The organism is Micromonospora sp. LOL_015 (assembly GCF_048060275.1).
Classification (GTDB): Bacteria; Actinomycetota; Actinomycetes; order Mycobacteriales; family Micromonosporaceae; genus Micromonospora_E.
In genome coordinates this window covers 24,543-31,454 of sequence record NZ_JBHMIO010000046.1, presented here as the reverse complement: position 1 = coordinate 31,454, position 6,912 = coordinate 24,543, and the positions used below count along the sequence as shown (strand labels likewise).

The following is a 6,912-nucleotide window of genomic DNA, read 5'->3' as shown; positions in this document are numbered from 1 at the left end:
AGAGGTCCGGGGAGACGGGCCGGGGGCAATCCCGGCACCGCGCCCCGGGCCTACTCAGCGGGCAGTCCTGGAGCCTCTCCTACCCACCGCACGGAGGCCGGGCCGGCCGCCCGCATCAACGAAACGGCAGCTCATCGACGCGATCCGGTGGCGGACCCGGGCCGGCGCCCCGTGGCGGGACATCCCGGACCACTACGGCTCCTGGGCGGCGGCGTACGCCCTGTTCCGCCGGTGGCAGCGCGACGGCACCTGGGCCAGGATCCTGACCAGGCTGCAGACCCTGGCCGACGCGGCGGGACGCATCGTCTGGGACGTGTCCGTTGACTCCACGATCAGCCGAGCGCACCAGCACGCCGCCGGAGCGCGTAAAAGGGGGATCTTCAGGCCGAACCGCCGGGTGGTACGGGGTCGGAACCCGACGACCACGCGTTGGGGCGTTCCCGTGGCGGACGGACCACGAAACTGCACCTGGGATGTGAGCAGGGCCGCAAGCCGCTGTCGATCGTGCTGACCGGCGGGCAGCGTGGCGACAGCCCGCAGTTCACGACGGCCCTCGACCGAGTCCGGGTGCCCGGTCCGGGTCCGGCCGGCCTCGGACCCGACCGGACCGGGTCCTGGCGGACAAGGCGTACACGTCGAAGGCGAACCGCGCCTACCTGCGTCGACGGGGTATCGCCGCGACGATCCCGTCGAAGGCCGACCAGGACGCCAACCGCCGGAAGAAGGGGTCGAAGGGCGGCAGGCCGCCGGCCTTCGACCCCGAGATCTACAAGCAGCGCCACGCGGTCGAGTGCGGGATCAACCGGCTCAAGCGCAACCGTGCCGTCGCGACCCGCTACGACAAACTCGCCGTCCGGTACGAGGCCACCGTGCAGGTCGCGGCGATCAACGAGTGGCTATGACCGACTTTGATACACGCCCTAGGCGCTAGCACCTGCGCCACAGTGGCACCGTGGTGCGCACTATCCGGGCGGAGCCCAGGACGTTGTACCCGCAGCCGACCCGGTGCCCTCGGTATCCCACGCACGGCGTCGCAGCGAGGACACGGGTCTGTGCCGCCCGAGCCCCGATGCCCTCTTCACCTTCCGAACGTACGCCTTGCCGATTGGACCCGAACCTGCCGGCTACGACGCGTCGGGAGCGCGGACGGCTCGTTGAGAGGGACAGGAGCAAGCAGAGGAGCCCGAGTGATGACCACCCCCAGCCGCGAACGAGTCATCCGGCTACCCTTCCCGGTCCAGCCGCTGAACCGTCGTCGGAGCCGCCTCGGAGAACCTACCGTCCACATCGAGCTTGTCGTCGTCGACAGCAACGGCCAGTTCGGAAAGGAGCTACGTCGGAGGCAAGGATCGGCCGTGAGACAGGCACTCCAGTGGTTCGCCGACCACCCACCGCCCAGCCACGCCGAACCATTGGACAAGGCCGAGAACGAGGCCCCGTAGCCGCTGCAGGGGCTACTTCGGCGGCAGGCTGTACCGGCAGACGATCTCCACAGGGACACGTTTTCCCAGGTCAGGTATTGTCGCGGATGCTCTGGGCCCCCCGCCGGGGGCACCCCAGAGATCAGCGAAAACGCCAGCTGACCAGCGCGTACGCAGATCAGGCGATGGACCGCCTCATGCAGCCAGGCGCACCCACCCGCGCTCGGCCTGCTGGCGACCTCTGGCCGACGTCAGTAGATGGGAACGGTCACGGATCACATGTCAGCCGTCACCACGGCCCTGACGACGTCCCGTGGGGTCCACGGTAGAGAGCTGCGGCCCTTACCCCCCAGCGAAATACGCGCAGCTAGGACGCCCGCCAGGCACACACCAGACGCCCACCGAGCACACGCGACGCCCGTCGCGACCTCGCCACGAGACACCCAAGGTCATGCGGCCTCACCACGACACCGCGTACCGCCGCCACGGCGCTGACACTGACATGCCTCCTGCCTCCCACACTGCCAAAGCACGAATGACGCGACGCTAGTGGCTTCACTAAGCCTCACCGGTTCGTCGTGACACACCACCAGAGCGGTGCGCCCTGTCCCCTTCCCCTGGAGTCCTGCCCAGGGAGCCGACAGAGCAAGCGGCAAAGCTGCCCCGAGCAGGGCAACGAGTGCCACACCGCATATCGATTTCTCATGATCAAATAGCGCATCCGGGCTCGCATCCGTTTGACAGACAGCCATCCGATGATCTTCGACGACCGAGCCGACAGCCGATTGCCGCCGATCCGAGCGAGACACCAGTCGCACGATCGGTTAGTCTAGCAAGACGTTCAGTCAGCTTCTTGCGGCGATCGGCCAAGTCAACGGCGCACTGATCTCAGGCGACAAGGGGTGCTTCGGATGGCACAAGGTGCACACTCCCACGCAAAACACTCGGCATTGCCACCCATCAGTATAAGTGATGAACGCATCCATAGCTGACGGCAATCACACAGCACCTCCGATACTCCCGAACCACCACTGTCATACGATGCACTCCTATCGACCCTCGAGTCGAAGGCCAGACCACACAGCCGAATCACCTACGACCCCGACTTCGATCGGGTCGAAGCGCGCCTTCATCGATTTGCCATTGAGGCGGCAGGAAGACTGAATGAAACTGCCACGGATCAATGCGCTACCCATCGACCGCCTGTGACACGGACCCCCACAGTGCATTGGAGATGAGATCATGGGCTTGAAGCTGTCGCTCTCCGAATTGGACGCCCGCATCATCGAGGGCATTGCCGCAGGTGAACGCACCGTACACATCGCAAACAAGGTGTACTTGAGTCGTCAGGGCGTTGAATACCATGTGAGCAAGCTACTGCGGCATCTACGCGTCCCCAACCGACCAGCCCTCATCGCGAAGGTCTATCACCTAGGCATCCTCACAGCCGGAACATGGCCACCGGAAGTCCACCGAGAAACCCTAGACTGATTCGACAAACAGACCACTCCACCGCATCTCAACCCAGCAGCAACTGACCTGCACTACTATTCATACCACTCGACAAACACGTCAGCAGGGGGCGATCCGAAGCAACATGGAAATCCAAGAACCGGGACCGTCTGACCATCCAATGGTCGTTGCGATATGTGCTTTCCACGTCGAAAACGTACGCAAGCACCTGCACCACAACCTGGCTCAACTGTCCGGCGACGAGTACTTCGTGCAGTTGGACCGGCCCAGCACACCGGAGGCGGAGCTAGTCGCAGCCGAGGTCAACGCCGCCGGCGGAACGATGCACGTTCTCGGCGCCACTAGTGGCCTGTCCGCCTCACGGAACCTCATGTTGGCCCGCTGGCCGAATCACCACGTGTTGTTCATAGACGACGACGTACGGCTGGACGCCAAGGCCGTCACGGCGATCCGCGAAGCCCTACGGGCAGGTGCGCACGTCGTCGGCGCCCGTCTCGCCCGCCCGCGGCACCTCCTACCGTGGTACGTGACGTCCGGCCAGTTCCACCTGCTCGGCTGGCACAGAGACGATCGCGACATCAAGATCTGGGGCGCCTGCATGGCGGTGGACACCGCCTTCGCCCGGGCCAACGGCCTCGACTTCGACCTGGCGCTAAGCCGCACGGGTGGCAACTTGCAATCCGGTGAGGACACCACCTTCGTCAAGCTGATGAAGGATACCGGGGCAAGAGAGCAGTTGCTGCCGGACTGCTCTGTGACGCATGACGTGGACCCCGCCCGGCTGAGCCTGCGCTACCTGCTGCGACGGGCGTACTGGCAGGGTCGGTGCGAGTCGGGACGCAACCAGGCGTGGGCCGGGCTGCGAAAGGAATGGCACCGGCACCGGACCGCCCCGGACTCCCGCCTGCGCCTGCCGCTGGCCTGCCTCTATGGTGTCGTGACCGGCTGGGGCGTCCTGCACGGTCTGCTGCTATGGAGTTGGCGACGCGCCGGCCAGTCGGCGGCTACACCGGATCGGACCTGACTCGCGTACTGCCGTCACCGGTTGACTTGGTGTTCGAGTAGATGATGCCAGCACTCGCGCACGCCGTCGGTCAGCCCAATCTGAGCCTTCCAGCCCAGCGTGGCGTGGGCCAGAGACGAGTCCAGCCAGTTTCCGCGTCCGTCGAACTGGCGGCCGCCCTCCCGTACGACTTCGATCCGACGGTCGACCACAGTGGTCACGATGGTAAGCAGGTCGGCCAGTGACGTCGGCGCCCCGGATCCCACGTTCAGCACGGCAGGAATCCCGTGTGCGCCGGTGCTGGCAGTGCGGCGATGCACCGTCTTCAGAATCGCGGCGACGTCGTCCACGTGCACGTAGTCCCGAACCACGTCAGGATCGCCGAAGACCCGGATCGGTTGCCGCCTGGCCACTGCGTCCAGCCAGTGCGAGAGCACTCCGTAGCCGTGCGCAGGGCGCTGACCAGGCCCGTAGACGTTACTGAGCCGCAGGATCACCGGACGGACGTGGTCCGTGTGGTCCAGCAGTTCCCGTTCCAAGTGGAGTTTGGCGCGGCCGTACGCAGACGATGGCCTCGTTGACGCCGATTCCGCGTACGGCGGCCAAGCATCCGGGGAATACACCGTGCCGCCGGAGCTGGCCAGGACGAACACCGGGAACCGGCCGGAACGCCGCAGGGCATCCAACACGCCGATGAGCAGGCGCCGCTCGGCGACGACGTGCTCCGGATGCCGCTCGGCCAGTGCCGGGCTGAGCCGCGCGGCGAGGAACAGGACGATTTCGGCATCGCATAGGCCGGGAGCCGGTCGCCCGTCGACCACCGGCGGGTGCGCCCTGTTGAACTGGGCAACCGGGTGGCCCGCGCTCGCCAGTTCGGTGACGAGTCGGGATCCGATGAACCCGGTGGCACCGATCACTGCTGCCGGGCACTCTCGCACCTGAACTCCCGTCACGATGACTCGGTGCGAGCGACCGGGTGCAGACCGGCAGCCGCCGGGTGGCTGAGGGCAGCCAGGGCGGGGACGGTGAACACTTGTTCGTCGTCGCCGGTCGGTGCCACCGCCCGGGCAGACCGCAGGAGCGTGTACGCCCGCACCAGGTCGGGATGGACACCGGGCGGCGGCCGGTAGCCCGGATCGGCGAGGACGAAGGCCACTGGGCAGCCGAGTGCGCGCGCCGGCAGTACGTCGTGGTCGACCCGGTTCCCGACAACCAGCAGGTCGGCGGGAGCGACGCCGAGGTGTTCCAGGGCGAGCCCCAACAGTGCCGAATCGGGCTTGGCGATGCCGACGAGCGAGTCGAGAAAGATCGCCGCGCAGGCTTCGGTCAATCCCCATGCGTCCAGTACCCGGGCGCACTCCGGTGGCTGGTTGGCGACGACCACGGTCGGGACTTCTCGGGCTATCGCCGTCGCTGTCCGGACCGCACCCGGCATCTCCTGGGCGAGTTCGTGCCAGGCGCTACGAATCCGCGCCCAGCCTCGCGCCGCAGCCGGCGAATGCAGCAGCGTCTGGCCAGCGGGATCATCGGCCGAGGAGCGGTAGAAGCGCTCGACGTGCTCGATGAAGGCGGATTGGGTGATCGCCGGACCGGCGGAGTTCAACAGGTCGTACGTCGCCTGCAGCCAGGCCAGCTCGAAAGGCTCATCATAGTAGATGACCCCGCCGACATCCAGCGCCACGGCACCGTATCCGGTCATGGTCAGTCACTCCCGCGTCGACGACGGTACCCGTGCGATCGTCGCATGGCGGGTAATGACCGATCGAGCCTCCGGCGACAGATTAAGAATTTCACCAGTGAATACTAGGTTTTCCCTCATCATCTCTCGATGACCCGCGTTCAGTCGACGGCCCATCGCGTATCGTTCGTCACAGAATTACGATTCCAAGGAGGCGGGCAAATGCGTGTAGGAACCATCGACATCGGAATCGAGGACCACCAGATCGAGGCATATAAACGTGACGGATTCACCGCTCTTCCCCGACTTGCCGAAGACCCGGAGATCGCGTGGCTACGCAGCATCTACGATCGCCTTTTCGCAGATCACGCAGCCCCTGATACCGGCGACTACCGAGACATCGCGGGCCGCAACGACATTGCCGAACCAGCCCGCCTTCCGCAGATAATTCGACCTGAAAAATATGCCCCCGAATTGCTGCAGAGTGCACACTTCGCCCGATGCCGGGCCGTCGCCTCCGCTTTCCTTGGAATCCCCGGGGACCAGCTCGACTTCTACGGGCATGCCATCCTGAAGCCACCCCGCTACGGGGCACCGACGCCGTGGCACCAGGACGAGGCGTACATGGACCCGAAATGGGCGTGGCGAGGCTTGAGTGTCTGGACACCACTCGATGACGCCACCGTAGAGAGCGGATGTCTGCAGTACATACCGGGTGGCCACCGGAAACCCGTGCTGCCGCACCATCACATCGACCATGACGACCGGATCGACGGGCTGATGACGGACGAGATCGACGACTCGACCGCAGTCGCCTGTCCGCTGCAACCCGGCGAGGCGGTCATCCACGACTTCCGTGCACCGCACTACGCCGGGCCGAACCAAACGGACCAGCCGCGGCGGGCGTACGTATTGGTCTTCATGGGGCGGCCCGTCGAAGTCGCTGCCCCGGAGCCACGTCCCTGGCTGAAGAAGACCTGACCGCCGGCCAGCCGGTCCGGCTTGCCAGGCACGCCCTGGGCAGGCGGTCCCCGGCGTCCTGCCACGCGTTGCGCTCGCGGCGACCACGGTGACCACGGTGACCACGGTCATGCCGGGCCGGATGCCGCCGCACTCCGATGGGAACGGCACTCCGCCGCCGGCAGGACAGCACGCCACCGGTCAAGCCCAAGCCGCTCACGACCGAAAGAGCCGTACCCCAAGATATATCCACCCTGGCCACTGGCACAGGCCGGGCAACTGCTAGGGATAAAGCTCGAGTGATACGACTAGACTTTACCACCACTGGCTACTGGATGGCGCTACGCTAACCGGTACCCACACATTTGCGGCCCACT

At 65.9% G+C, this 6,912-nt stretch carries 5 protein-coding genes and 1 pseudogene; 4 read left to right on the top strand and 2 right to left on the bottom strand.

From position 1 onward, the window contains the following. Positions 1-28: 28 nt before the first annotated feature. The 3 genes and pseudogenes from ACFHWU_RS24820 (at position 29) to ACFHWU_RS24810 (ending at position 3,918) form a co-directional block, all read left to right on the top strand. Positions 29-902: pseudogene (locus tag ACFHWU_RS24820) on the top strand (IS5 family transposase). 1,761 nt (positions 903-2,663) lie between these two features. Next, on the top strand, positions 2,664-2,912 hold the full coding sequence (locus ACFHWU_RS24815) for a LuxR C-terminal-related transcriptional regulator (RefSeq protein ID WP_416591753.1): 249 nt from the start codon (positions 2,664-2,666) through the stop codon (positions 2,910-2,912). Positions 2,913-3,054: 142 nt separating this feature from the next. After that, positions 3,055-3,918, top strand: a complete 864-nt coding sequence (locus ACFHWU_RS24810) for a glycosyl hydrolase (RefSeq protein WP_416591752.1) — start codon at positions 3,055-3,057, stop codon at positions 3,916-3,918. Positions 3,919-3,932: 14 nt separating this feature from the next. On the opposite strand, the gene ACFHWU_RS24805 is transcribed toward ACFHWU_RS24810, so the two are convergent. Both ACFHWU_RS24805 and ACFHWU_RS24800 read right to left on the bottom strand, forming a co-directional pair. Continuing rightward, entirely contained in the window at positions 3,933-4,835 is a 903-nt protein-coding gene (locus tag ACFHWU_RS24805) for an NAD-dependent epimerase/dehydratase family protein (RefSeq protein ID WP_416591751.1), read from the bottom strand. 11 nt (positions 4,836-4,846) lie between these two features. After that, positions 4,847-5,596: an HAD family hydrolase gene (locus tag ACFHWU_RS24800; RefSeq protein ID WP_416591750.1), complete on the bottom strand. Its 750-nt coding sequence runs from the start codon at positions 5,594-5,596 to the stop codon at positions 4,847-4,849. 201 nt (positions 5,597-5,797) lie between these two features. On the opposite strand from ACFHWU_RS24800, the gene ACFHWU_RS24795 reads away from it, so the two are divergent. Continuing rightward, complete coding sequence (locus tag ACFHWU_RS24795; RefSeq protein WP_416591749.1) at positions 5,798-6,556, top strand: phytanoyl-CoA dioxygenase family protein; 759 nt, start codon at positions 5,798-5,800, stop codon at positions 6,554-6,556. The last annotated feature ends 356 nt before the right edge of the window (positions 6,557-6,912 follow it).